Here is a 22873-nt window from a genome sequence, read left to right as displayed (position 1 = left end):
GGGCTCAGAAGTCGTTCATGCCCAGGCTTTTCAGAGCCCGGTCACTGTCGGCCCAGCCGCGCTTAACCTTCACCCAGAGGCGCAACATGACCTTGCTGTCGAACAACCGCTCCATGTCAGCCCGGGCATCCTGACCAATGCTGCGCAAACGGTCGCCCTTGTCCCCGATCATGATCTTTTTCTGGCCTTCCCGTTCCACCAGAATCAGCGCCGAAATGTGCAGGGTTTTTCCGTCGCGGCGGAACTCTTCAATTTCCACTGCCACCGAGTACGGCAGCTCCGCACCGAGCTGACGGGTAATCTTCTCCCGCACCATTTCCGACGCCATGAACCGCTCGCTGCGATCGGTGATCTGGTCATCCGGGTAAAAATGCACACTCTGCGGCAGATAACTGTAGACGGATTTTTCCAGGGGCTCGAGATTGGTCTCCTTCAGCGCCGACAGCGGAATAATTTCGGCAAACTCCCGCTTCTTCGACAACATGTCCAGATGCGGCAGCAGGGACTCCCGCTTTTCGATCTTGTCCACCTTGTTCACCGCAAGAATCACCGGACACTTCAGAGACGACAGCTTCTCAAGCACCAGCTCATCGGCGGTAGTCCACGTCAGCTGATCCACCACGAACACCACCACATCCACATCGATCAACGCCGAGGTGGCTGCCTTGTTCATATAGCGATTCAGCGCGCGCGGCTCTTCCTCGTGCATGCCTGGAGTATCGACATAGATGGCCTGCACCGGCCCCAGGGTCTTGATCCCCAGCACCTGATGCCGGGTGGTTTGTGGCTTTCGCGAGGTAATGCTCAGTTTCTGGCCGAGAATGTGGTTCAGCAGGGTCGACTTGCCGACGTTAGGCCGGCCGACAATGGCCACAAAACCGCAGCGACTGTCCGGATTTTCCGGACGGGTAATATCATTCATCAATCGTTCTCCACGCCCAATTCCTTCAGGGCATTACGGGCGGCCTGCTGCTCGGCAATACGGCGACTGCTGCCAATTCCGGAGGTCTTGCGATCCAGAGACGGCAAAGCGCAGGAAACATGAAACGTCTGGGCATGAGCCTCGCCATCCACCGAGATCACATCGTATCGGGGCAATGGAAACTGACGGGACTGCAGGTATTCCTGAAGGCGTGTTTTCGGATCTTTCTGGGTGTCCTGAAGATCGAGATTTTCAAGGCGCTGCTCAAACCAGCGCAGCACCTGCTGCCGGCAGGTTTCGAAATCGCTGTCCAGATAGATGGCGCCAATGATGGATTCCACCGCGTCCGCAAGGATCGACTCGCGACGGAAGCCACCGCTTTTGAGTTCGCCGGACCCCAGGCGCAGATATTTGCCAAGCTCGAATTCGCGGCCGATTTCCGCCAGGGTCACGCCCTTGACCATGCGAGCGCGCAGGCGGCTCAACTGACCCTCACGGGCTTTCTCGAAATGCAGGTAAAGGTATTCCGCGATGACCATATTGACGATGGAATCCCCCAGGAACTCCAACCGCTCGTTGTTCTGGTTGCCAAAACTGCGGTGAGTCAGCGCCAGCAGCAAACGCTCGGGCGCTTCGAACTGATAACCGATTCGACGCTGTAACTGTTCCAGATCCGGTTGCGAACTCACTGGCCCTGCATCTCGTATTCGTGCTTGAAGTGAATAACGGTGTCCACATTGCGGAACAGGTTGTTGCGCACTTCGTAATCCACCTTGATCAACACCAGCTCGCCATCCTTTTCGACCGTAATATCCTTGGCATCAAAGCCGCGCACGTTGTTTACGCTCAGGCGTTTGTTGATCAGGCCACGAACCTCTGCCGGGCCCATCCGGGAGAGCCCCTCGGTACCGTCAAGGCCTTCAAGAGCCTCCTGAATGGTAATGTCATCCAGGTAGACCGGGCCCAACTTGATCACCAGTGTCAGCAGGCTGCCAAAAAACAGCACCATGACCAGCATTGTCAGTGCCGAAGCACCACCTTGACGCCCCATACAAGACAGGTTGTTGTTCTTCATTCCGACTGCGCTCCTTGAATGGAAACCCGCTTAATCAATTGCACCCACACGATCAAAGGATGGCAGACTGGTGAGTGATTTCCAGTGCATCCAGATGGCAAAGGCCTTCCCTACGATCATTTCGTCCGGCACCGTACCCCAATAACGGCTGTCGTTACTGTTGTCCCGGTTATCCCCCATAACGAAATAGTGTCCCTCAGGCACGGTCCACTCACCCTCACCGGAGCCTGCCGGGCGCCCCAAGGTGAGGAAGATGTCATGCACGTTCTCGCCCAGCGTTTCGCGGCGAAGTTCCATGGGCGGCAAACGCGCTACAAAACGGGAGTCCACCTTTTCACCGTTGATGAGCAATTCCTTACCGCGATAGCGCACATGATCGCCGGGCAAGCCCACCACCCGCTTGATGTAATTGGTACGGCCGTCTTCGGGGTAGCGGAACACCACCACATCACCGCGACCGGGATCGTCCACGTCAAGGATCTTGGTGCCGGCCACCGGCAGCCGCAGGCCGTAGGCGTACTTGTTCACCAGAATGAAATCGCCGACTTCGAGGGTGGGCAACATGGACCCGGAAGGAATCTGGAACGGTTCCACCAGAAAGGACCGCAGCACGAGAACGATCGCCAGCACCGGAAAAAAGGAGCGGCTCAGGTCTACCAGATAGGGCTCTTTAGGCGGCTCCGCCGCCTCTGCGGCCTGTTCTTGCCCGGCCTGCGCACCGGCCGCCCGGCGTTGACGCAGAAACAGCGTGTCTGCCAGCCAGATAAGCCCCGTCGCGAACGTCAATACAACCAGAACAAGAGGGAAATCAATATCCATTCAGGTGCCTTTTATTTGTCCACTTTCAGTACGGCAAGGAACGCTTCCTGAGGCACCTCGACATTACCCAGCTGCTTCATGCGTTTTTTACCTTCTTTCTGCTTCTGCAGCAGTTTTTTCTTACGGCTGACGTCACCGCCATAGCACTTGGCAGTCACGTTCTTCCGCAACGCCTTGACCGTCACCCGGGACACCACCTGGTTACCGATGGCTGCCTGAATCGCGATATCAAACATCTGCCGCGGAATCAGCTCTTTCATTTTCTCGACCAGCTGGCGCCCTTTGTAGTGCGCCACATCTTTGTGGACGATCAGCGCCAGGGCATCAATGCGCTCACCGTTGATCAGCACGTCGAGGCGCACCAGATTGGCGGTCTGGAACCGCGTAAAGTGGTAGTCCAGCGACGCAAAACCGCGACTGGCGGATTTGATCCGGTCAAAAAAGTCCATCACCACTTCTGCCATCGGCAGCTCGTAGGTGAGCTGCACCTGGGTCGACATAAAGTGCATGTTCTTCTGCACGCCACGCTTTTCCTCACACAGAGCAATGACGTTACCCAGATGCTCCTGTGGCACCAGGATGCTGGCCTCGACAATGGGCTCACGCATTTCTTCAATAGAGCCAATATCCGGAAGCCGCGATGGGTTGTCTACCGACACGGTCTCACCCTGTCGGGTAACCACTTCATAGATTACCGTGGGCGCGGTGGTGATCAGATCGATGTCGTACTCGCGCTCGAGACGCTCCTGGATGATCTCCATGTGCAGCATGCCCAGGAAACCACAACGGAAGCCGAAGCCCAGCGCATCAGAGTTCTCCGGTTCGAAGAACAGCGAGGCGTCGTTCAGGGTCAGCTTTTCCAGCGCGTCGCGGAAATCGTCGTAGTCATCGGCACTGACCGGGAACAGGCCGGCATAGACCTGCGGCTTGACCTTCTTGAAGCCCGGCAGCATCGGCGTGGTATCGGAAAACTTCTGGTGCACGATGGTGTCGCCCACCGGCGCACCATGAATGTCCTTGATGCCGGCAACCACAAAGCCCACATCGCCCGCTTCGAGAATCTGGGTGTCGGTCGGTTTGGGATTGAAAATACCCACTTTATCGGCGTTCCAGGCCTTGCCGGTAGACTTGATCACGATCTTGTCACCCTTTTTCAGAGTGCCCTCGGTAACCCGCACCAGGGAGACCACGCCCAGATAGTTGTCGAACCAGGAGTCAATAATCAACGCTTGCAGAGGCGCGCTGCGATCGCCTTTGGGCGGCGGTATCCGCTTGATCAGATCTTCCAGCACGTCGTCCACGCCCATGCCACTCTTAGCGCTGCAACGCACGGCATCGGACGCCTCGATACCGATAATGTCTTCAATTTCTGCCGCTACCCGCTCCGGCTCGGCCTGGGGCAGGTCCATCTTGTTGAGAACCGGCACAACCTCCAGCCCCTGCTCCAGCGCGGTGTAGCAGTTGGCCACAGACTGGGCTTCAACGCCCTGCCCCGCGTCCACCACCAGCAATGCGCCCTCACAGGCATAGAGCGAGCGCGACACCTCGTAGGAAAAATCCACGTGGCCCGGCGTATCGATGAAGTTGAGCTTGTACTGTTCGCCATCCTTCGCGGTGTAGTTCAGCGTCACACTCTGAGCCTTGATGGTGATCCCCCGCTCACGCTCCAGATCCATGGAATCCAGGACCTGCTCGGCCATTTCACGATCGGTCAGGCCACCACAGACCTGAATAAAACGGTCAGCAAGGGTGGATTTGCCATGGTCGATGTGGGCAATGATGGAAAAGTTACGGATTCGGCTCAGTTCAGTCACAGACGATGATTACTCATATAAGACGAAGGATTGAGCCCGGAGGGGCCGCTACCGCGATCCGGGAACGGCGTGATTTTACCGGTTAAGAGCCGCCATTGCCATGATCAGGAGATCAGCGGTCGCTCATATTGTCGGATCAGGAAGCCGATGAGGGCATCTTCGTCCAATGGGTAACTGAACAGGTTGCCCTGACACTGGGCACAGCCTGCGGTCTTGAGAAAGCTGAGCTGCTGAGGCGTCTCCACGCCCTCTGCCACCACCGTCAGGTGCAGCTTGCGGGCCAATGCTATAACCGCCGAAGCGACGTCGGTGGCACTGACGTTGTAGGGAATGTCCCGAATGAAGCGATGGTCGATCTTGATCACGTCCAGTGGCAGCTGCTGCAGCGACACCAGCGAGCACGATCCGGTGCCGAAATCATCCAGGATCAGACACACCCCGAGATCGTGGAGCGACACCAGCAGCTCCCGCAGCATTCTCGGGTCCTCATTGAGCAGTTCGGCGGGCATTTCCAGCTCCAGCCGCTCCGGCGCGACGCCGGTTTCGGTGATCACCTGGCGGATCATGTCGAGGAAGCCGGAGTCTGTTAACTGGCAAACCGACAGATTGACGGCCATCTTGAGGGACTCGAAACCTGCGCGCTCCAGGGCCTGCACCTGAATACAGGCCTGTCGCAGTGCCAGTTCGCCAAGCCGTATGATCAGACCTGTTTCTTCGGCGAGGCCAATGAACTGCTGGGCGGAAACCAACCCTTTCTCTGGATGGTGCCAGCGCAGGAAGGCCTCAACGCCGATCACCCGCTCGGTCTTCAGATCCACCTTCGGCTGGTAATGCAGAACAAAGCGGTCGCCATCCAGCGCGGTGGCCAGCTCTTCCTGCTGCAACAGCCGCCGGGCGGCCTGGATGTTCATCGCCGGCGTGAAGAACTGGTAGGTATTGCGCCCCATCTCCTTGGCCCGGTACATGGCGAGATCCGCATACTTCATCAGCGTGCCGGAATCCTCACTGTCGTGGGGCACCATGGTGATACCGATACTGACGGTAATGCCCACCTCATGATCGTTCAGGCGAATGCGCTGGCATAGGCGGCGCAGAATGGTCTCCGCCACCTTGCCTGCGGCGTCCGGGCCACTGATCCGCGACAGCAGCACCACAAATTCATCGCCGCCGAGACGGGCAACGGAGTCTTCCTCGCGCACACAACCTGACAGCCACTGCGCCACCTGCTGCAGCAGTTCATCACCGGCATCGTGGCCGAGGGTATCGTTGATGCGCTTGAAGCCGTCCAGATCGAGGAACATGAGTGCCGCTGGCTCGCCGCTGCGGCGGCTTCGGCGCACCACATGGCTGAGCCGGTCCCGGAACAGCTGCCGGTTGGCCAGGCCTGTCAGCGGATCATAGAACGCCAAGCGGTGCAGCTCGGACTGGGCCGCTTTCAGCTGGGTCAGGTCCCGTAGACTCAACACCACACCGTTGACCCCCGGGACGCTCAGCATTGCCGTGTAGGTGCCTTCCATGTCACGCCAGTGCCCCTCAGCATCGCGGATGCGGGCACGGATTACCGGCATCTGCTTGCCCGGCGCATCAACGGCGTCATCAAAACCCGCCATCAACAACGACCAGTCATCCCCATGCACAATGGTTTTGAAATCCAGTGACTGCAGCTTGTTCGGGTCAAAGCCCAGTATGTCCAGGCTGGAGGGGCTGGCGTACAGCGGTTTGCCCTTACGGCTCAATACCAGAGTGACGTTGGCCGCTCCCTCGGTGATGGCCCGGTAACGCCCGGCACTGACCTGCGCCATGATGCGGGAGCGAATCAACGTGAGTACGAACAGGAACATCAGCAGGCTGATCACAATACCACTGCCCAGCACAATGGGTGGCCGCGGATCAGAGGCAAGGAAATCAAAAGCGGGCGTTGAGCGAGTCTGCAGCAGCCAGTTGCGGCCACCGTGACGAATGGTCTGACTCATCTCGAAACTGAAATCGTTGTCCAGTGAGCCGAGATTCGAGCCATACATCAGGCCATCACGGCTCACCCGTTCACCGTCGTAGATACGTACATCCAGAAACGGCGAAATCAACCCAACGATACCGTCGATCAGGTTGTTCATGCGGAACGCACTGAAAACATAACCGGCCAGCATCATTCGGCGTTCGGCACGAATGTCGGGCACCGCCCTACCCTGATAAACCGGGTAATACATCAGGAAGCTGGCCTGATCCTCGGCCACTTCCTCCTGCACCAGAATAACCTTGCCTGTGACGGTCGGCGTCGCATCATCACGGGCCTCCTCCATGGCACGCCGGTGCACGGGATCGCTGAACGCATCGTATCCGAGCGCGCGACGATTGCGCTCGGTGCCGGGCTCCAGATAGACCATGGGGTAGTAATCCGGGCCAGATCCCAGAGGGGTGACCAGATAATTCCGAACGCCCTCGGCCCGCACAGACGAAATATGATCTGCCATCCGCCGAACACCAATACGCTCGACGTAACCGATACCCTGAATGCCGGGGTAGTAACGGTCGATGTCCACTTTATCGATGTATTCCCGCCACTGCTCCCGGGACACACTGCCAGCAACCGCAAACAGACCGGCACTGCCGGCCAGTACCTGTTCGTAATTCAGCAGGCGTTCTTCGATGGCGGTTTTCAGCTGCAGGGACTGGGTGCGGAAGCGGGCTTCAGTGCGGTCGTCCACCAACCGGATGGACACCTGCCAGAGCAGAAGGGTGACGGCGATACAACCGGCCAGTAACAGCCAGGCAACCCAGGCGTGTCGGAATTGCAAAAGCGTCCGGAGGGGAAATTCCTTTTTGTTCATCATTCGGGCGGGTCCGATCCTTGGCCAACATTCTTTTTTGGTCGAAGGAGTATATCAAAAGGCCCGGACCCTGTCCTGACCGGACAGGATTCCGGGACCAGACCCGAGACGGGTCAGGGTTTCATGACCAGATAGATGGCGCGTCCCTGGCGCACGATGCGAACGGAGACGGCGCGGTCCGCCGGCAGTTCGTCGATCACCCGGCCGAAGGCGGCCACGGAATCCACCGGCTTGCGGTGAATCTCGGTGATGACATCCTGTGGACGAATACCAGCCTCGCGCGCGGGGCCCGGGCCCACCTCGGACACCAGCACACCGGCCTTGAGATCGGTGGAACCCGCGAGCTCTGCCGGCAGGGGTTCAACCCGCAGCCCCAAAGGTGCAGAAGCCGGCCCGTTGGTTGACCCAGACGGCGCGCTGGCGAGCTGCTCACCCGGCTCCGGCAACTTGCCGATTTCCACATCCAGGGTCATTTCCCGACCTTCCCGCAATACCGTCAGCTCAGCGGTCTCTCCCACCGGCGTGCGACCGACCATGGGCGGCAAATCCGATGACAGTTCAACAGGGTCCTCATCATACGCCAACACGATATCCCCCGACTGCAGCCCGGCGGCCTCCGCCGGCGATCCGGACATCACTTCAGCGATCAACGCGCCCCGCGGCCGCTTGAGGCCAAACGACTCGGCCAGGTCACGGTTCACTTCCTGAATCAGCACGCCCAACCAGCCGCGCGCCACCGATCCCTGGTCACGAATCTGGCGGAACACGTTCATCGCGTCATCGATGGGAATGGCAAAGGAAACGCCCATGAAACCGCCGGAGCGGGTATAAATCTGGGAGTTGATACCGATCACTTCGCCGTCGAGATTGAACAGCGGGCCACCGGAGTTGCCCGGATTGATGGCAACGTCGGTCTGGATGAATGGCACGTAGTTCTCGGTCGGCAATGAGCGGCCGAGCGCACTGACAATGCCGGCGGTCACGGTGTAGTCAAACCCGAAAGGCGAACCGATCGCCAAGACCCACTCACCCACTTTCAGGTTTTGCGAGCGCCCCACCTTCACAACCGGAAGGTCGTCGCCGTCCTCGATTTTCAACACCGCCATGTCGGATCGGGGGTCGGTGCCTACCAGTCTGGCCGGCAGTTCCCGGCGGTCGCTGAGGCGCACGACAATTTCATCTGCGCCTTCAATCACGTGGTTGTTGGTGAGGACATAGCCGTCGCTGGACACAATGAACCCCGACCCCATGGAGCGGCGAGGTTCGGAGCGCCCCGGGCTGTTACCAAAAGGTGACTGGGGACCCCGGAAAAAATCCTGGAAAAACTCCGGCAACTGCTCGAACTGGCGTTCATCAAAAGGCAGTCCCGGATAAGCGCCACCCGAGCCCCGCGTCGGCGCACTCGTGGTACTGATGTTGACCACGGCGCCGGAATTGTCCTCCACCAGTTCGGTAAAATCGGGAAGGCTGCGGGCCTGTGCCGACTGAGACCACAGCAGCGACATGACCAGGCTTAACACGAGTGCCAGGGCGGTGACAGCACTGGCACCGCTCCACATCGGCATTGCACGCTCTTTACTTCTTGTTAACATCTAACGACCCCCTGCTTATCAGAACGTTACCGTCATTCTGTGGTCACACCAACGATTTTCAACTTAAAAAACAGTAGGATTGGCCGGCGCCTCCAGCACGGTGGCGGACACAATCCGGGTCATGCGGGGCTCATACTGATCCGCTGACCTGCGCTGGGCACGCCGCGCCAGTACAAAACCGGCGCCAAGGCCCACCCCCGCACCCACCATGGCGATGAGATCCTCACCGCCAGACAGCTGATGCCCGATCATGGCGCCGGCCACCATCAACAACAAGGGCATGGCGTAGACCAGAAGCGACGCCCTCAGCAACGCGGTCTCCTCGATGGCGAGCGTGACATCATCACCGACCTGCGCATTGAGGCGATTCAACACCCGGATCTGGTTAGCCCGGCCACCGGTCGCGCTGGCCAGAACGCGCTGACCACAACCCTGTCGGGCCGAGCAACTCTGGCAGGCGCTGTTGCGAATGGTTTGCACCCAGACCCGGTCACCATCAACCCCAACCACTTTTCCCGATTCGCTAATCATCGTTCTGCTGTCTCAAAGGCCAGGGCATCATCAATCTCCACCGATTCCGCCACGCGTTTTGCGGTAGTCGGAGGCACCTCACCCACGACCGTCACCATGAACGGCTGATCACCAGCCTGAAGCTGGTTGATATAGACGGTGGTCGCGCCGATCCTGGAGGCGCCGGTGGGCATGGAAATACGTCCTGCGGGCTCCACAAATACCGAAAATGCCGCCAGACCGTCGGAAAACGCCACCGCCTGCCCCTTGCCGGAGCGGGGGGCCGCCGCTGCAATGAAACCTTCGGGTTGCCAGCGCAGCACCCAACCGTCCATTCTGGGCGCCGGCGAAGTCACCGGTTCTTTTGACAGATCCCGCTCGATTTCGAGCCCTCGGGTTTGCACCTCCAGCTCAGAATCAAGAATATTTTTGGTGATTTCCAGGCTGGTGAACTGGAAGTGCTCCAGCACATCGTCATGAACTGACCGCACATGACTCTTGACCAGCAGGCCACTGGATTTCTCAAGCCAGAGGCGATGACTATAACGATGCTCGTCGCGGGCTTTCAGGCCAATCTTCACCACGTCATAGCCCGCCACACGGTCTTCGCCAATCAGCTCGGGAGTGTACCAGCGGATGACCGGCGTCACCTGACTGGAAAATGCGTCCGCAAAAGGCCCGGAAGGAATCACCTGATCCAGCTGAACACGGCCCTGATCGGGCAGCACACACACCACCCGCATGCCTTTGCGCACAATCTCACCGCTGCCCCCGTCCTGCAGCACCAGGCGTTCTTCCACCATGCCATCACGGTACCGGTGCGCAATCTGAAGCGAACTGACCTGGTCGCCGCGGGCGTAAACAAACACCCCGCGGTACGACGTCATGTTCAGGGCCGGCCCCAGGCGTTCCAGCCACTGCTCGGCCGTCCGGGGCTCAGCGTCTGCGAGTTCTTCGGCCTGCACGACGGCCGAAAAACACACCACCACCAGAACCAAAGGGCGGAAGCTGATACCTCCGAAACACCGGAAAACAGACTGCCAGCTCAACATCAATCAATGCACTCCTGAATACTCACTAGTAGGCCGTTGCGGAGGCACTCGCCAATCGCGCATATCCGACCGAGCCACGCCCGGCGCCGACACTGTTGTGCTGGGCATGCTCGAGCAGATAGCGGCTCAGATGCTCCCATTGCTCCTCGTCAAGACCCTGCAGCGCGACTTCCTGCACAGGGTCGGCAGGCGCGCTGTCAGACACCGTTGTTCCGGCACTGGCAAACCCGGCAGCCTCACGGTCCGGCACGGAGGATTCCCAGCCAGCGCCCGCGCCAAACCCGACAATCAGAGCGAAACTGACCATCGCCACCGCCGGCCAACGCCAGCGCCGGGAAACCGAATCAGTGCGCGTGTTGGATTCCGCGACCTCGTCCCGCCGGCCGGCCAGAGTTCGCCTGACGCCGGCACTGACATCAACCGTATCGGTGGGCACATGCCCCAGGTGCATGAGATCCCGTACCTGTTGCCAGCGTTGCCACTGGGCGCGGACATCGCTCTGTTCATCATGGGACAACAAACGCCGAACCGACAGCTCATCAGCTTCGTCATCCATCATGGCAGAGAGTGTTTCTTTGAGACGATCATCCATCGGATGCAACCTCATTCACGTCAGGGAATTATTGAGTAATGGGCCCAGCTGCTTGTCAACAGCGTCCCGGGCTCGGAATATCCGCGACCGCACAGTACCTATCGGGCATTCCAGAATTCGTGCAATGTCCTCATAACTCAGGCCATCATATTCTCTGAGCAGGAAAGCCGAGCGGAGTTCCTCCGGCAAACCCGAGATGGCCCGCCCCAGCGCCTGCTGCAACTGCTCCCGTTGCAGCAGCTTCTCCGGTGAGGCGTTATCCCGCAGGCGTGAACCATCCTCGTAGTTTTCTGCTTCGGCGGAATCGGCACTACCCTGGGGGCGGCGGCCCCGGGATTCCAGAAAATTCTTCGCCGTGTTGACCGCGATCCGGTAAAGCCAGGTGTAAAAGGCGCTGTCACCGCGGAAGCGGTCGATGGCGCGGAACGCTTTCACGAAGGTTTCCTGGGTCAGGTCCAGCACTTCCTGGCTGTCGTAAACATACCGGCTGATGATCGATGCCACCCGTGACTGATATTTGACCACGAGCAGGTCAAAGGCAGAGCGATCGCCGTGGCGTACTTTGCGTACGAGCTGGAGGTCGGTCTGACTGTCGGGCGTATCGCCGTTTTGCTGATCAGTATCCGGAGTCATGGACGGGGTGCCGGGGCGCTCTTTGTGGATGGCCAACTGGCCTGCCTGCCTGGAATTGGTTTGCGTCATGGTGCTGTCCGGCGTCCGCTCAGTGAACGGGCATAAGCCCTGCAGGGGCAAGCCCTCGTCAGGGCAAATAGACAGCAAGCGTAAAGTTTAGTTCAATACACGTCCACATTATGGCCCGCGATAACGACCCAATGCCACAGTCTCACGAATTCGATGTTCTGATCATCGGCAGCGGCGCTGCCGGCCTGACGGTTGCACTCAATCTGCCGGAGCACCTCAGTGTCTGCGTAGTCAGCAAGGCCGACATCAGCAGTGGTGCTACCCTTTGGGCACAGGGCGGCATTGCCGCGGTGCTCGACGACGAGGATTCCCTGGAAAACCACATCCGGGACACGCTGGACGCCGGCGCCGGACTGTGCCACGAAGACGCGGTGAGATTCACCGTCGAAAATGGCAAGAAAAGCATCAACTGGCTGATCGATTCCGGGGTCGATTTCACCCGTGACGAACACGCCCAATACCATCTGACCCGGGAGGGCGGTCACAGCCACCGGCGCATCATTCACGCCGCGGATGCAACCGGCCACGCGGTGTCCACCACACTGGCGGCCCAGGCCCAGGCGAAAGCCAACATTACTCTGTTTTCCGGTCGCGTGGCGGTGGATCTCATCACCAACCGCAAACTCTCATTGCCGGGCAATCGTTGCGTGGGCGCCTACATTCTGAATCTGACAGACAACCACGTGGAGCTGGTGCGCGCGCGGTTTACGGTAGTCGCTACCGGGGGCGCCAGCAAGGCCTATCGCTACACCACGAACCCTGACGGCGCTTCCGGCGATGGCATTGCCATGGCGTGGCGGGCCGGGTGCCGGGTCGCCAACATGGAATTCAACCAGTTCCATCCGACCTGTCTGTATCATCCCCATGCCAAGTCGTTCCTGATCACCGAGGCCGTGCGGGGTGAAGGCGGGGTTCTGAGGCTGCCCGACGGCACCCGCTTCATGGACCGATTCGACAAACGCGGCGAGTTGGCGCCGCGGGACATCGTGGCCCGCGCCATTGACCATGAAATGAAACGCCTCGGTGCAGACCACCTGTACCTGGACATCAGCCACAAACCCGCCGACTTCATCAAGCATCACTTTCCGACCATCTTTGAGAAGTGCCTGGAATTCGGCATTGATGTCACCCGCGAACCGATTCCCGTGGTACCGGCGGCACACTACACCTGTGGCGGCATCGTCAGTGACGAACGCGCCCGCACCGACATCAATCAGTTATATGCGGTCGGAGAAGCGGCATTCACCGGCCTGCACGGCGCCAATCGCATGGCCAGCAACTCCCTGCTGGAATGCCTGGTATACGGCCAGGCAGCCGCCGCGGACATTGCCCGCCGCGAAGCTGACATTCCACCTCCGCCCCCCGTGCCGGACTGGGACGAAAGTCAGGTGCGGGATTCTGACGAAGACGTGGTAATCTCCCACAACTGGGACGAACTGCGCCATTTCATGTGGGATTACGTAGGTATCGTGCGTACCACCAAGCGCTTGCAGCGGGCCAAACACCGGGTGGATCTGCTGTCGCGGGAGATTGGCGAGTTCTACAGCAACTACCGGGTCACCAATGACCTCCTTGAGCTCCGCAACCTGGTGACGGTATCGGACCTGATCATCTGCTCCGCCCTCCAGCGTAGTGAGAGCCGTGGGCTTCATTACACACTGGACTTCCCCGGATTGCAGAATGAGCCCCAGGACACGGTGCTGTTCCCCACAACCTACAGAACACCATCACCCTGACACAGCCGATCCGTGTCACAATCGCCGACTGAAACGAGAAGCCGAATGTCTGAAAACACCGAGTACAAACGCCTGTGGTGGCATAGCCGCCGGGGAATGCTGGAACTGGATGTACTGTTGGTTCCTTTCGTGGAGGAGGTCTATCGCGATCTACCCGCGGACGATCAGGCTCGCTATGAAAAGCTGCTGACTTGCGAAGACACCGACATGTTCGAGTGGTTCATGCAACGCAGCCGTCCTGAAGACCCGGATCTTCAGCGCATCGTGGATATGATCGTCAATCGTGTCCAGCCGGATTGACCTGCGCCTCCGGCCCGAAAGTGCCAGCCCCTGGTTCTCACGGATCTTGTGCGCCTGCAATGCGGTCACCCGGCTGAAGGTCGAACAGGGTCAGTTATATGCCGGCGTCCGGGCCGGAGAGCCAAAGCCGGTGTCCGTTGCCAATGAAAGTCGCATCGGCAGGCACCTCACCCTCTTGAAAATTCGTAGTCGGGACGCCAGATCCCAGTCACATCTGGTGGTTCTGGTCGACTTTGGCCCCCATTTCCGCAATGTCGCCAGTGACGAATTCCGTCGCCTGCGGATGTGGCTACGGCTGGGCCAGACCAGACGTACACCCGCCAGCACCACCTGAACCGGGAGTGTTTTATGACAGACTCAACCAGCCAGGTCGCGAGTCAGCCGCTGCCAGTCTCGGCCTGGGCCGTTGCGGACGATCAACGACTGATCCGCATCTCCGGCCCCGGCACGGACAAGTTCCTGCAGGGACAGTTCAGCCAGAATCTGGCGGACGTCACCGCGACCTTCTCTCCCCGGGCCGCCGCCTGCACCCCGAAAGGTCGGGCCTACTGCCTGACCAGACTGGTGCGCGATGGCGACGACGTCCTGATGGCAGTACCGGACGTTCTCGTCGACACCATCAGTGCCCAGCTGCGCAAGTATCTGATGCTGTTCCGTGGCACCGAGATGCGGGTGCTCGACGACGCCCGCATCCTTGGCATTATGGGGCACGGGCTCGCCGAGCAGCTCTGCCCGGACCGGATCAGCGAGCTGGACCAACCCGGTGCCAGCCTGACGCTTGATGCCGAGCACCTGATCCGCACCGAGGACACCGCCGAAGGGCTGCTACGTTACGAGCTCTGGCAGCCGGCTGACCCTGCCATTGCCCAGCTGTCCACCGAGCAGCAGACTTCGCCTGTCAACTGGCGCGCCGCTGAAATTGCCGCCGGCATCCCCACGTTGACCCCGGACACTCTGGAAACCTATGTTCCGCAAATGCTCAACTGGCAACACGTGGGCGGCGTTCACTTCAAGAAGGGCTGTTACACCGGGCAGGAGGTTATTGCCCGCATGCACTTTCTCGGTCAGTTGAAAAAAAGCCTGTTCCGTTTTTCAGCTGAAGGCCTGGAAACCCCACCCGCGCCCGGAACGGCTGTCCTTGCTGACGGCAAGTCGGTGGGCGAAGTGATCAGCAGCGTAGTTCTTGCAGACGACTCCGCGCAATGTCTTGCGGTGATTCGCCACGATGCCGCCGAGGGGTCTCTTCACCTTGAATCCACCTCGGGGCCCTCCCTGCGCCGTCTCGGACTGCCCTACCCGGTGCCGGAGCAGAACGCCGCAAACAAATCAGATACATAAGTTGACAGGCAAGCGGTCGGGTTTTTGCTATAAGGTACTTCATATATCTGACTATTTTCGTGCCCGCCCGGCCTCCGGACGGACAGCTGGATTCCAAACGACGGACCTCAACTGACCATGTCGAATATTGTTGAAACCATCAAGAATGATCTGATCAGTGCGATCGACAACGACAAGCTGGTGCTTCCCACGCTGCCGGAAGTTGCCCTGCAGGTGCGGGAGATCGCCGAGTCCGAGGACTCGGCGATTATGGATCTGGTCAAAGTGATCAGCAACGATACCGCACTCTCTGCCCGCATCATTCGCGTGTGCAACAGCCCCCTGTTCCGCGGGAGCCGAGCTATTGAGAACCTCAATATGGCGGTGAGCCGGCTGGGCATGGCCTACACCAGCAACCTGGCCATGGGGCTGGCGATGGAGCAGATGTTCCAGGCCACCTCCGACATGATCGACAAGCGCCTGCGGGCCACCTGGCAGACCAGCACAGAAGTGGCTGGTGTGTGCCACGTGCTGGCCCAGCATTACACCCGGTTGAAACCCGATCAGGCCACGCTCGCCGGGCTGGTTCACCTGATCGGCGTGTTACCGATCCTGCGCTATGTGGAAGATCAGGACATTCAGATCAGCAGCATCATGCTGGACAACGTGGTGGATGAGCTGCACCCACGCCTGGGTGCGGCAATCCTGAAGAAGTGGGATTTCCCGAAGGAGCTCCAGAACGTACCGCTGGAGTACGCCAGTTTCCAGCGTGAAGTTCCGGCTGCGGATTTCGCTGACCTGGTGATGGTGGCCAACCTGCAACTGGTGGCCGGCTCGGCGCATCCGTGGACGGAGATGGATTGGCATACCGTGACGGCATTCGGGCGGCTGGGTATTGATCCGGACACCAACATGAATGAGGAAGAGGATCTGAACGCTCAGATGGAAGCGGCTATGGCGTTGCTTCAGTAACTTTTCGGAGTAGGCTTATAGCGCCCGAATAACTCAGACCGGGTTGGCAGTGACCAATCTACAGGCTCCAGCCCCTCTTGCCTGAGCCAGTCATTGGCCCGAGAAAAATGCTTACAACCGAAAAACCCCCGGTAAGCGCTCAGCGGTGACGGGTGCGGGCCTTCCAGAACATGATGACGGCTACGGTCAATGTGCTGGCCTTTCTTTTTGGCGTAGCTGCCCCAGAGCAAAAACACCACCCCCTGCCGTTCCCGGTTGACGGTTTCAATCACCCTGTCGGTAAACGTTTCCCAGCCTTTGCCCTGATGGGCACCGGCCTGCCCCTGCACCACGGTCAGTACGCTGTTGAGCAGCAACACGCCTTGCTCTGCCCAGGGTTGCAGGCAGCCATGGTCCGGCGGCTCGATGCCCAGGTCCTCGCGAATTTCCTTGAAGATATTCACCAGTGACGGCGGCGGCGGGACGTCCGGGCGGACGGAGAAACACAGGCCGTGAGCCTGACCGGGGCCGTGGTAGGGGTCCTGCCCCAGGATCACGACGCGGACCTGGTCCAGCGGTGTGCTGTTCAGGGCATTAAAACAGTGGTGGCTGGCCGGGAACAGGGTTTTACCGGCCTGTTCCTCGGCGGCCAGGAAATCCGCCAGCGCCTGCATATAGGGCTGGCGGAACTCCGCTTCGAGATGCTCGCTCCAGCCGCGGTCGGGCCTGAGCTGACTGGCCAGCACCTCAACCGGGGCCATGGATCAGCCCTCGTCTTTGCGGGCGTCTGCCTTGTGTTCCGGACGCATGGCCGGGAACAGGATGACGTCGCGAATGGACTGAGAATTGGTCAGCAGCATCGCCAGGCGGTCAATGCCGATGCCTTCACCGGCGGTGGGCGGCAGGCCATACTCCAGCGCCATGACGTAGTCTTCGTCGTAAAACATGGCCTCGTCGTCGCCGGCGTCTTTCTCGGCCACCTGGGCCTGGAAGCGTTCGGCCTGATCTTCGGCGTCGTTCAGCTCCGAGAAGCCGTTGGCGATCTCGCGTCCACCGACAAAGAATTCAAAACGCTCGGTAACGAACAGATCGTTATCCTTGCAGCGGGCCAGTGGCGACACTTCTTTCGGGTAGTCGGTAATAAAGGTTGGCTGTACCAGACGATGCTCCGCCGTGGCTTCGAAGATCTCGATCTGCACCTTGCCCAGGCCCCAGCCATTCTTGATGTGAATGCCCAGGTCTTTCGCTACCTGGCGCGCACCTGCTTCATCTGCGATCTGTTCCGCCGTCACGTCCGGGTTGTGACGCAGGATGGCATCAACCACGGTCAGGCGCTCGAACGGCTTGCCGAAATCGTACTCGACGGCCTCTTCTTCGCCGTCCTTGAGGGTGCGGGTGTTCACCACGGTGGTGGTACCCAGCACTTTCTGGGCGATGGTCCGCAACATATCCTCGGTCAGGTCCATCAGGTCGTTGTAGTCTGCGTACGCCTGATAGAACTCCACCATGGTGAATTCCGGATTGTGACGGGTGGAAAGCCCTTCATTACGGAAGTTGCGGTTGATCTCGAACACCCGCTCAAAACCACCCACCACCAAGCGCTTGAGGAACAGCTCCGGCGCGATCCGCAGGTACATGTCGATGCCCAGGGCGTTGTGATGGGTCACGAAGGGTCTTGCCGTCGCGCCACCGGGGATCACCTGCAACATCGGTGTTTCCACTTCCATGAAATCCCGTTCGGTGAAGTACTGGCGCATCACGCTGATGATCTTCGAGCGCGCGTAAAACACCCGGCGGCTGTCCTCGTTGACCATCAGATCGACGTAGCGATGGCGGTAACGGGCTTCGGTATCGGTCAGGCCCTTGTGCTTTTCCGGCAACGGCCGCAGGGATTTGGTAAGCAGGGTGTACTCGTCCATGCTCACATACAGATCGCCCTTTCCGGATTTGCACAGAATACCGCGCACGCCAACAATATCGCCCAGATCCCAGTGTTTGGTGTCTTTCTGGACCTCTTTCGGCGCGTAGATCTGAATGCGGCCGGTCATGTCCTGAACCTCCTTGAACGCTTTGCGATCGAGCATCATGCGGCCGGCAATGGCCACGGTGATGCCGAGGGACTCAAGCTCTTCCTTGCTTTTGTCACCGTATTTGGCCTGCAGCTCGGCAGCGGTGGCGTCGCGACGGAAGTCATTGGGGAAGGCATTGCCCTGCTCGCGCATCTCTGACAGCTTGGCGCGACGCTCGGCAATGAGCTTGTTGTCCTCGTGCAGTGCGTTCTGGGTTTGTTCAGTCATGTTGGCTCACTAAAAATCGCGAATTGTCCGGGTTAGCGTGGCGAAGGCGCCAGGTTACAGCGCCATCTTCAGGCTGGCTTCGATGAACTTGTCGATATCACCATCCAGCACCGACTGGGTATTGCTGGTCTCCACCTTGGTGCGCAAGTCCTTGATGCGGCTGTCGTCCAGCACGTAGGAACGAATCTGGCTGCCCCATCCGATATCGGCCTTGGCGTCCTCGGCTTTCTGTTTCTCCGCATTGCGCTCCTGCATCTCGCGCTCAAACAGCTTGGCTTTCAGCTGCTTCATGGCCTGGTCTTTGTTCTGGTGCTGGCTTCGGCCAGCCTGACAGGCCACCACGATACCCGTGGGGTTGTGGGTCAGCCGCACCGCGGACTCGGTCCGGTTGACGTGCTGACCGCCGGCGCCGGAGGCCCGGTAAACATCCACCCGCAGGTCAGACGGGTTGATTTCGATTACGAAGCTGTCGTCCACTTCCGGCGATACAAAGACCGATGAGAACGAGGTGTGGCGGCGGTTGCCGGAATCGAACGGAGACTTCCGTACCAGACGGTGAACACCGGTCTCGGTCCGCAGCCAGCCGTAGGCATAGTCGCCCTGAATGTGGACCGTGGCGCTCTTGATACCGGCCACTTCCCCTTCCTGTAATTCGACAATTTCAGCCTTGAATCCGCGACGCTCTGCCCAGCGCAGGTACATGCGCAGCAGCATGTTGCCCCAGTCCTGGGCTTCGGTGCCGCCGGAGCCGGCCTGGATGTCCAGGTAGGCGTTGTTGGCGTCCATCTCTCCAGAGAACATGCGGCGGAACTCGAGCTTTTCCAGTTCCTTGTCGAGGCCTTCCAGGTCGGCTTCAATTTCCGCCACGGTGCCCTCGTCCTCTTCCTCGGCGGCAATCTCCAGCAGCCCATCGGCGTCTTCGAGACCGGAGGTGAGGTTGTCGATGGTGCGCACAATCAGCTCAAGGTCCGAACGCTCTTTGCCCAGGGCCTGGGCGCGCTCGGGATCGTCCCACACCTTGGGCATTTCCAGTTCCCGTTCTACTTCGACCAGTCGTTCACTGCGCTGATCGTAGTCAAAGATACCCCCTGAGCGCTTCAGTGCGCTCACGAAGGTCTTTAATCTTCGTCACAATGGGATTAATTTCCATGAAACCCTTACTCGCTCTTGAAAATGGAGAGTAAAAACAGAGGCGGAATTCTACCGGAATTCTGTGGGTAAATCAGCAGGTCAGCGGTTCCAGATAATCTACCAGCAGCTGCAGGTTGGTTCGACCTCTGAACGTATTCGAGTCCGGCTTGTAAACCACTCTGGCCCCGGTTCTGGTGTAGTCCGGCACTTCGGGACCGGTATTAAAGGCGATGGCATCGACGATGCCGTTGCCGTCCACGGGCTGGAGCACCAGTTTCAGGTGGTTTTCACCCACGATGCGCTGGCTGACCACACGGAATTCGCCATCGAACAGTGGCTCCGGGAAATGTTGTCCCCAGGGGCCCGCACGCTTGAGCAGGGTGGCGGTGTCGAGGTTCAGCTCCTGGCTGGTCAGCGGACCGTCGGTGACGATGGCGGCTTCCAGGTCTTCCGCGGTAAGGGTATCCCGTACGGCTTTGTCGAAGGCTTCGCAGAAGGTATCCAGGTCTGCCCGGGCCAGCGTCATGCCAGCGGCCATGGCGTGGCCACCGAATTTTTTCATCAGGCCGGGATGCCTGGCATCCACCACCGCGAGTGCGTCACGGATATGCAGTCCGGGGATGGAGCGGGCCGAGCCTTTTATGTCTTTACCGTTGTCATCGGCAGCAAACGCTACCGTCGGGCGATGGGTCTGTTCGCGGATGCGGGCGGCGAGAATACCGATCACGCCCTGATGCCAGTCGGGATCAAACAGCGCGAGGCCCCAGGGCAGGCCCTCCAGATCCAGGGACATGGAGGCCAGCAGATCCTGGGCCTGAGCTTTCATGTCCTTTTCGATGGTGCGGCGTTCGCGGTTAAAGCTGTCCAGTTCTGCCGCCAGACGGCGCGCCTCATCCGGGCTGTCGGCCAGCAGGCAGGCAATGCCGATGCTCATGTCGTCCAATCGGCCGGCGGCGTTGAGGCGCGGCCCCACCACGAATCCCAGGTCGGTAGAGCTGATGGCCGTGTGATCGCGCCCCGCTACTTCCAGCAGTGCCAGAATACCGGGGCGGGCTTCGCCCTGACGTATGCGGCGCAGCCCCTGCTCAACAAAAATACGGTTGTTGTGATCCAGCGGCACTACGTCGGCCACGGTCCCCAACGCCACCAGATCCAGCAGTGTACCGAGGTTAGGCTGCGGTTCCGGCAACCTGCCCTGCTCTCGCAGATGCTTGCGCAGGGCAGTCAGCACATAGAACATCACGCCAACGCCGGCGGCATGTTTGCTGAGGAACGGGCAGCCCGGCTGGTTGGGGTTCACGATGGCGTCTGCCTCCGGCAGCGTGTCGCCCGCCAGGTGGTGATCAGTAACCACCACACGAATGCCAAGCTCTTTCGCCGCGCGAACACCTTCCACGGCGGCAATGCCGTTATCCACCGTCACCATCAGATCGGGCAGTTCGCCTTCGTCCTGCAGACGATGGATGATGCCCGGCGTCAGACCGTAGCCGTCGGAGAACCGGCTCGGCACGCGGAAATCAATGCTTTTCAGGCCAAGCATCGACAGCCCGAGCATGGCGACCGCGGTGCTGGTGGCACCGTCCGCGTCGAAATCGCCCAGAATCATGACCCGTTGCTGGCCGGCAATGGCTTGCGCCAGCAGTTCGACCGCGCGATCAATACCACGCAACGCCAGCGGCGAAGCCAGGTGCTTCAAGGTGTAGCTGAGCTGATCGTCAGAGATGACGCCCCGAGCAGCGTAGAGCCGGCGAAGCAGCGGAGGCAGGTTTTGCCCCCAGCCGTTAAGAAGCTCAGGCTGGGGGCGACGCAGGATCTTTTTGGGGGTCATACCGGGTCAGGTATTCTTCCAGTTCTTGGCGATGAATTCCTGAACACCCGCGATGTTGTTGTCCAACACCGTGTAGCGCTCTTCCCGCTCGAACAGGTCCGCCATGTGGGCCGGCAATTCGGGCGTCACGCTCAGTCCGGATTCGGCAATGGCATCCGGGAACTTGGCCGGATGTGCGGTGCCGAGGGTGATCATCGGCACGGCCTGGTCACGGCGGCAGTTGCGCGCTGCGCGCACACCGATGGCGGTGTGAGGGTCAAGCAGGTATTCGTTGCGATCAAAGATCTCGCGAATGGTATCGCAAGTGGCCTTGTCGTCCACCGCATCACTGTCAAACAGCTTGCGGGCATGACGCCAGCGATAGTCTTCGATGCTGACCGGGCCCTTGGTGGCGTTCTCCAGCAACAGCTTGACAGCAGCGCCATCGCGGCCGTGCAGATCGAAAAGCAGGCGCTCGAAATTGCTCGACACCATGATGTCCATGCTCGGCGACAGGGTTTGCTCAAGCTGGTGCTGCTCGTATTTGTTGCCACTCATGAAGCGATGAAGAATGTCATTGCGGTTGGTGGCGATCACCAGCTGGGAAATCGGCAGCCCCATTTTCCTGGCGAGATAGCCGGCAAAAATGTCACCGAAATTGCCTGTCGGAACCGAGAACGCCATGCTGCGATCTGGCCCACCCAGCGCCAGTGACGCCTGAAAGTAATAGACGATCTGGGCCATGATCCGCGCCCAGTTGATGGAGTTCACCGCCGCCAACTGGGTCTTGCCACCGAGGAACGACTGGTTGCCGAAGCTCTCTTTGACCATGCGCTGGCAGTCGTCAAAATTGCCGCGCACCGCGATGTTATGGATGTTGTCACCCTTGACCGTGGTCATCTGGCGACGCTGCACCTCGGACACCCGCTCGTGGGGGTGAAGAATGAAGATGTCTACGTGTTCACAACGACGGCAGCCCTCGATCGCGGCGGAGCCGGTGTCGCCGGACGTCGCCCCCATGATGACCACGTGTTGCTGGCGCTTTTCCAGCACGTAGTCCAGCAGACGACCCAGCAGCTGCAGCGCAAAATCCTTGAACGCCAGGGTCGGGCCGCGGAACAGTTCCATAACCCATTCGTTGCTGTCGAGCTGAACCAGCGGCGCCACTGCCTGATGGGCAAACACGCTGTAGGTTTCGTCCAGCATCGTGCGGAAATCATCGGCGGGGATGGCGTCGTCCACAAACGGGTACATGACATTGAACGCCAGTTCGCTGTAGGACAAGCCACGCCAGCTGCGAATTTCTTCCAGACTGAAATGCGGCAGCGACTCCGGCACATACAGGCCGCCATCGGTCGCCAGCCCCGTCAGCAGAACCTCTTCAAAGCCCAGTGCGGGTGCTTCGCCCCGTGTACTGATGTATCTCAC

At 59.7% G+C, this 22873-nt stretch carries 21 protein-coding genes; 5 read left to right on the top strand and 16 right to left on the bottom strand.

Annotation, left to right across the window (positions count from 1 at the left end; translation table 11 throughout):
• Window positions 1–4 precede the first annotated feature (4 nt).
• From era to rpoE, 11 genes are all read right to left on the bottom strand, one after another.
• Window positions 5–922, bottom strand: a complete 918-nt coding sequence (gene era, locus MLC70_RS06810; protein WP_248182470.1) for a GTPase Era — start codon at window positions 920–922, stop codon at window positions 5–7.
• Window positions 922–1611, bottom strand: coding sequence for a ribonuclease III (gene rnc / locus MLC70_RS06805; protein ID WP_248182469.1), 690 nt, complete (start codon window positions 1609–1611; stop codon window positions 922–924). The genes era and rnc overlap by 1 nt, the downstream gene beginning before the upstream one ends.
• Window positions 1608–1997 (bottom strand): DUF4845 domain-containing protein, encoded by a 390-nt coding sequence (locus tag MLC70_RS06800; RefSeq protein ID WP_248182467.1) that lies wholly within the window; start codon window positions 1995–1997, stop codon window positions 1608–1610. Before MLC70_RS06800 ends, rnc begins: the two co-directional genes overlap by 4 nt.
• A 30-nt stretch (window positions 1998–2027) precedes the next feature.
• A complete protein-coding gene (gene lepB, locus MLC70_RS06795; protein WP_248182465.1) occupies window positions 2028–2816 on the bottom strand; it encodes a signal peptidase I in 789 nt (262 codons plus the stop codon).
• Window positions 2817–2827: 11 nt separating this feature from the next.
• Window positions 2828–4630 (bottom strand): translation elongation factor 4, encoded by a 1803-nt coding sequence (lepA, locus tag MLC70_RS06790; protein WP_248182463.1) that lies wholly within the window; start codon window positions 4628–4630, stop codon window positions 2828–2830.
• Window positions 4631–4734: 104 nt separating this feature from the next.
• Complete coding sequence (locus tag MLC70_RS06785; protein ID WP_248182461.1) at window positions 4735–7461, bottom strand: bifunctional diguanylate cyclase/phosphodiesterase; 2727 nt, start codon at window positions 7459–7461, stop codon at window positions 4735–4737.
• Window positions 7462–7571: 110 nt separating this feature from the next.
• Window positions 7572–9023: a DegQ family serine endoprotease gene (locus MLC70_RS06780; RefSeq protein ID WP_282448363.1), complete on the bottom strand. Its 1452-nt coding sequence runs from the start codon at window positions 9021–9023 to the stop codon at window positions 7572–7574.
• A gap of 90 nt (window positions 9024–9113) precedes the next feature.
• A complete protein-coding gene (locus MLC70_RS06775; protein WP_248182460.1) occupies window positions 9114–9581 on the bottom strand; it encodes a SoxR reducing system RseC family protein in 468 nt (155 codons plus the stop codon).
• Entirely contained in the window at window positions 9578–10612 is a 1035-nt protein-coding gene (locus MLC70_RS06770; RefSeq protein ID WP_248182459.1) for a MucB/RseB C-terminal domain-containing protein, read from the bottom strand. The genes MLC70_RS06775 and MLC70_RS06770 overlap by 4 nt, the downstream gene beginning before the upstream one ends.
• A 25-nt stretch (window positions 10613–10637) precedes the next feature.
• Window positions 10638–11204 (bottom strand): sigma-E factor negative regulatory protein, encoded by a 567-nt coding sequence (locus tag MLC70_RS06765; RefSeq protein ID WP_248182458.1) that lies wholly within the window; start codon window positions 11202–11204, stop codon window positions 10638–10640.
• Between the two features lie 15 nt (window positions 11205–11219).
• Window positions 11220–11906, bottom strand: coding sequence for an RNA polymerase sigma factor RpoE (rpoE, locus tag MLC70_RS06760; protein ID WP_282448356.1), 687 nt, complete (start codon window positions 11904–11906; stop codon window positions 11220–11222).
• A 131-nt stretch (window positions 11907–12037) separates the two neighbouring features.
• On the opposite strand from rpoE, the gene nadB reads away from it, so the two are divergent.
• The 5 genes from nadB (at window position 12038) to MLC70_RS06735 (ending at window position 16231) form a co-directional block, all read left to right on the top strand.
• Window positions 12038–13642: an L-aspartate oxidase gene (nadB, locus tag MLC70_RS06755; protein WP_248182457.1), complete on the top strand. Its 1605-nt coding sequence runs from the start codon at window positions 12038–12040 to the stop codon at window positions 13640–13642.
• A gap of 45 nt (window positions 13643–13687) precedes the next feature.
• Complete coding sequence (locus MLC70_RS06750; RefSeq protein ID WP_248182456.1) at window positions 13688–13942, top strand: FAD assembly factor SdhE; 255 nt, start codon at window positions 13688–13690, stop codon at window positions 13940–13942.
• Window positions 13926–14276 carry a hypothetical protein gene (locus MLC70_RS06745; RefSeq protein ID WP_248182455.1) on the top strand — a complete coding sequence of 117 codons (351 nt, stop codon included), beginning with the start codon at window positions 13926–13928 and terminating at the stop codon, window positions 14274–14276. Before MLC70_RS06750 ends, MLC70_RS06745 begins: the two co-directional genes overlap by 17 nt.
• Before the next feature lie 14 nt (window positions 14277–14290).
• The gene (gene ygfZ, locus MLC70_RS06740) at window positions 14291–15280 is read left to right on the top strand and encodes a CAF17-like 4Fe-4S cluster assembly/insertion protein YgfZ (protein ID WP_248182453.1); all 990 of its coding nucleotides are present in this window, start codon (window positions 14291–14293) and stop codon (window positions 15278–15280) included.
• Between the two features lie 117 nt (window positions 15281–15397).
• Window positions 15398–16231 (top strand): HDOD domain-containing protein, encoded by an 834-nt coding sequence (locus tag MLC70_RS06735; protein ID WP_248182452.1) that lies wholly within the window; start codon window positions 15398–15400, stop codon window positions 16229–16231.
• Here the strand turns inward: MLC70_RS06735 and ung are convergent.
• From ung to thrC, 5 genes are all read right to left on the bottom strand, one after another.
• Window positions 16225–16971, bottom strand: coding sequence for a uracil-DNA glycosylase (gene ung / locus MLC70_RS06730; protein WP_248182451.1), 747 nt, complete (start codon window positions 16969–16971; stop codon window positions 16225–16227). The genes MLC70_RS06735 and ung overlap by 7 nt on opposite strands.
• 3 nt (window positions 16972–16974) lie before the next feature.
• Complete coding sequence (lysS, locus tag MLC70_RS06725; RefSeq protein WP_248182450.1) at window positions 16975–18507, bottom strand: lysine--tRNA ligase; 1533 nt, start codon at window positions 18505–18507, stop codon at window positions 16975–16977.
• A gap of 54 nt (window positions 18508–18561) precedes the next feature.
• A protein-coding gene (prfB, locus tag MLC70_RS06720; RefSeq protein ID WP_248182449.1) for a peptide chain release factor 2 occupies window positions 18562–19657 on the bottom strand; the annotation gives its coding sequence in 2 pieces (ribosomal slippage) (window positions 18562–19584 and window positions 19586–19657; 1095 coding nt in all).
• Window positions 19658–19729: 72 nt separating this feature from the next.
• Window positions 19730–21466 (bottom strand): single-stranded-DNA-specific exonuclease RecJ, encoded by a 1737-nt coding sequence (gene recJ, locus MLC70_RS06715; RefSeq protein WP_248182448.1) that lies wholly within the window; start codon window positions 21464–21466, stop codon window positions 19730–19732.
• A 6-nt stretch (window positions 21467–21472) separates the two neighbouring features.
• Entirely contained in the window at window positions 21473–22873 is a 1401-nt protein-coding gene (gene thrC, locus MLC70_RS06710) for a threonine synthase (protein WP_248182447.1), read from the bottom strand.

Origin of the sequence: Marinobacter goseongensis (genome assembly GCF_023156235.1) — a bacterium.
Lineage (GTDB): Bacteria > Pseudomonadota > Gammaproteobacteria > Pseudomonadales > Oleiphilaceae > Marinobacter > Marinobacter goseongensis.
The sequence above is the reverse complement of the archived record's forward strand: the minus strand, read 5'-3'. Positions and strand labels throughout refer to the sequence as shown.

What these genes read in the sequence shown, in the direction of transcription:
- era (WP_248182470.1), bottom strand. Translation starts at nt 922, where the DNA reads ATGAATGATATTACCCGTCCGGAAAATCCGGACAGTCGCTGCGGTTTT.
- MLC70_RS06800 (WP_248182467.1), bottom strand. Translation starts at nt 1,997, where the DNA reads ATGAAGAACAACAACCTGTCTTGTATGGGGCGTCAAGGTGGTGCTTCG.
- lepB (WP_248182465.1), bottom strand. Translation starts at nt 2,816, where the DNA reads ATGGATATTGATTTCCCTCTTGTTCTGGTTGTATTGACGTTCGCGACG.
- MLC70_RS06785 (WP_248182461.1), bottom strand. Translation starts at nt 7,461, where the DNA reads ATGATGAACAAAAAGGAATTTCCCCTCCGGACGCTTTTGCAATTCCGA.
- MLC70_RS06780 (WP_282448363.1), bottom strand. Translation starts at nt 9,023, where the DNA reads ATGCCGATGTGGAGCGGTGCCAGTGCTGTCACCGCCCTGGCACTCGTG.
- MLC70_RS06775 (WP_248182460.1), bottom strand. Translation starts at nt 9,581, where the DNA reads ATGATTAGCGAATCGGGAAAAGTGGTTGGGGTTGATGGTGACCGGGTC.
- MLC70_RS06770 (WP_248182459.1), bottom strand. Translation starts at nt 10,612, where the DNA reads ATGTTGAGCTGGCAGTCTGTTTTCCGGTGTTTCGGAGGTATCAGCTTC.
- MLC70_RS06765 (WP_248182458.1), bottom strand. Translation starts at nt 11,204, where the DNA reads ATGGATGATCGTCTCAAAGAAACACTCTCTGCCATGATGGATGACGAA.
- rpoE (WP_282448356.1), bottom strand. Translation starts at nt 11,906, where the DNA reads ATGACGCAAACCAATTCCAGGCAGGCAGGCCAGTTGGCCATCCACAAA.
- nadB (WP_248182457.1), top strand. Translation starts at nt 12,038, where the DNA reads ATGCCACAGTCTCACGAATTCGATGTTCTGATCATCGGCAGCGGCGCT.
- MLC70_RS06750 (WP_248182456.1), top strand. Translation starts at nt 13,688, where the DNA reads ATGTCTGAAAACACCGAGTACAAACGCCTGTGGTGGCATAGCCGCCGG.
- ygfZ (WP_248182453.1), top strand. Translation starts at nt 14,291, where the DNA reads ATGACAGACTCAACCAGCCAGGTCGCGAGTCAGCCGCTGCCAGTCTCG.
- MLC70_RS06735 (WP_248182452.1), top strand. Translation starts at nt 15,398, where the DNA reads ATGTCGAATATTGTTGAAACCATCAAGAATGATCTGATCAGTGCGATC.
- ung (WP_248182451.1), bottom strand. Translation starts at nt 16,971, where the DNA reads ATGGCCCCGGTTGAGGTGCTGGCCAGTCAGCTCAGGCCCGACCGCGGC.
- lysS (WP_248182450.1), bottom strand. Translation starts at nt 18,507, where the DNA reads ATGACTGAACAAACCCAGAACGCACTGCACGAGGACAACAAGCTCATT.
- recJ (WP_248182448.1), bottom strand. Translation starts at nt 21,466, where the DNA reads ATGACCCCCAAAAAGATCCTGCGTCGCCCCCAGCCTGAGCTTCTTAAC.